Origin of the sequence: Providencia sp. 2023EL-00965, from assembly GCF_033550225.1 — a bacterium.
GTDB classification, from domain to species: domain Bacteria; phylum Pseudomonadota; class Gammaproteobacteria; order Enterobacterales; family Enterobacteriaceae; genus Providencia; species Providencia manganoxydans.
The window spans coordinates 1-1,594 of the sequence record NZ_JAWUEH010000042.1 but is presented as its reverse complement, the minus strand read 5'-3'; the positions used below and the strand labels follow the sequence as shown (position 1 = coordinate 1,594).

Annotated in this window: 4 protein-coding genes and 1 pseudogene; 2 read left to right on the top strand and 3 right to left on the bottom strand. The window is 40.7% G+C overall.

The genetic code is table 11. The features are described 5' to 3' along the window. Positions 1 to 189 (bottom strand): RHS repeat domain-containing protein (locus SC428_RS22020; RefSeq protein WP_318710343.1); only part of this gene is annotated, 189 nt, incomplete at its 3' end. Positions 190 to 273: 84 nt separating this feature from the next. On the opposite strand from SC428_RS22020, the pseudogene SC428_RS22225 reads away from it, so the two are divergent. Beyond that, positions 274 to 393: pseudogene (locus SC428_RS22225) on the top strand (SymE family type I addiction module toxin); the annotation flags it as partial. 18 nt (positions 394 to 411) lie between these two features. Further along, positions 412 to 558, top strand: a complete 147-nt coding sequence (locus SC428_RS22015) for a hypothetical protein (protein ID WP_318710342.1) — start codon at positions 412 to 414, stop codon at positions 556 to 558. A gap of 65 nt (positions 559 to 623) precedes the next feature. Here SC428_RS22015 and SC428_RS22010 read toward each other — a convergent pair whose 3' ends face one another. Together SC428_RS22010 and SC428_RS22005 are read right to left on the bottom strand one after the other, a co-directional pair. Continuing rightward, positions 624 to 1,109 (bottom strand): pentapeptide repeat-containing protein, encoded by a 486-nt coding sequence (locus SC428_RS22010; protein WP_318710341.1) that lies wholly within the window; start codon positions 1,107 to 1,109, stop codon positions 624 to 626. After that, positions 1,110 to 1,594 (bottom strand): RHS repeat-associated core domain-containing protein (locus SC428_RS22005; protein ID WP_318710340.1); only part of this gene is annotated, 485 nt, incomplete at its 5' end.

Sequence of the window (1,594 nt, the reverse complement as noted above, 5' to 3'; positions counted from 1 at the left end):
TTGATGGTGTACTTCACGGCCATTAATGCGCTCGCAAGTTAATTGACCGTGGGCATCGTACTCGAACTCGACGACGGAATCGGGGTTAGTGGCTTTAATCAGTCGTAAATGGGTATCGTATTCATAGTTGATCGTGGATAAACATTGAGGATTGAGACCATCATCAAGCCACTCACTTTGTTCAATCACCACACCGGAAGAGTTAGCACTCCAGTTTCAGGCCATCAGTTTGATAGAGTCTGAGCAGCAGGCAGTGATTAAGCAGCAGAACAAATAAAGCCCCGAAAACAGAGCGTTATTACACGGTGGGCTACGCCTCCCAAAGGCAGTAAAGCCACACCACCACCTGCGATACACCTAACAGGGCATTGGTTAAAGGACGCAGGATTTGAGACAGGCTTTACGTTCACGGTGAAAATCTTAAACGGGTGTTTGGTATTGATACCCGATAGCGAAGACACCCGAGCGATTAAACAACAAAACCAACAACAGCAAGCGCAACTCAGAGCCATCAAACACACCATGCGCGAGCTGATGGCGGAGTATGTTAGTGGCTAAAGAGTAAACTGAACGGCTCTTAATAATAGTCTAACTAGAGGATAATTTTTCTAGTTAGATATTATTTAATCAACATATTTAGCTCCGGCTTTTAAAGGTGAGAATCCCTCAGGCCATATTGTATTTTTATCGAAGATTGCGTTGGTAAAAGTTGCATCCATAATTCTACTAGCATTCATATTAGCCCCTTTTAAATTTGCATTATTCATATTCACAGCAAATAAATCCGCGTTTTTTAAATTAGCGCCCTCTAAATTAGCGTCCTGAAAAAATGCACCGCTGAGTTTAGAGTTTACTAATTTACAATTAATTAATGATGCACCTAAGAAGTTAGTATTCATCAATAATGAGCTAGTAAAATTGGTATTATTTAATATACAATATGCAAAATTAGCACTACGTAAATTAGCTTGCTCGAAAGATGCATGTTGTAAGGATAATCCTTCAAAAATTGCCGTATGCAATAATTCCCCAGAGAAATCATAGCCATCTAAGGTATCACTATCTATTTCTTTAATTTCATCGGTAGATTCAAAATGGAGATTTATCATTTAATAGTTCCCCCAGTCAAAAGCATCTACCTTTGTTTCAGACATTGGCTTGATACGTGCCGCTTGGCTAGGAGATAATGTTCCAGGCACTGTTTCAGGGATTTTTCCTACAATTTTGCCAGCCACATAGCGATGGTTACCTTCAACGATAACATTACCATCAACTTTTATTGGTGGAGCTACATCACCTTTTAATAGTCGGTCAACATAACGTTGAATAGCTGGTAAGGATACAGAGCCTTGGACGGTTTGCATCGTATCTCCTTTCAGTGCACCTTGAATAATGTCAGAGGTAACATCTGCACCTTTTGTTATTAGAGGGCAACACATCAACCCCAGCGGATCAATCCATTTCGTCGGATTATGCACATACCCATACGGATTAAATCCACCCAACAGGCCGATGGGATCGGGTGAAATATACTGTCCGCTGTCTTTATCATAATAGCGAAAGCGGTTGTAATACAAGCCTGTTTCGTTATCTT

Coding starts and splice junctions, on each gene's coding strand:
- SC428_RS22010 (WP_318710341.1), bottom strand. CDS start 1,109: ATGATAAATCTCCATTTTGAATCTACCGATGAAATTAAAGAAATAGAT.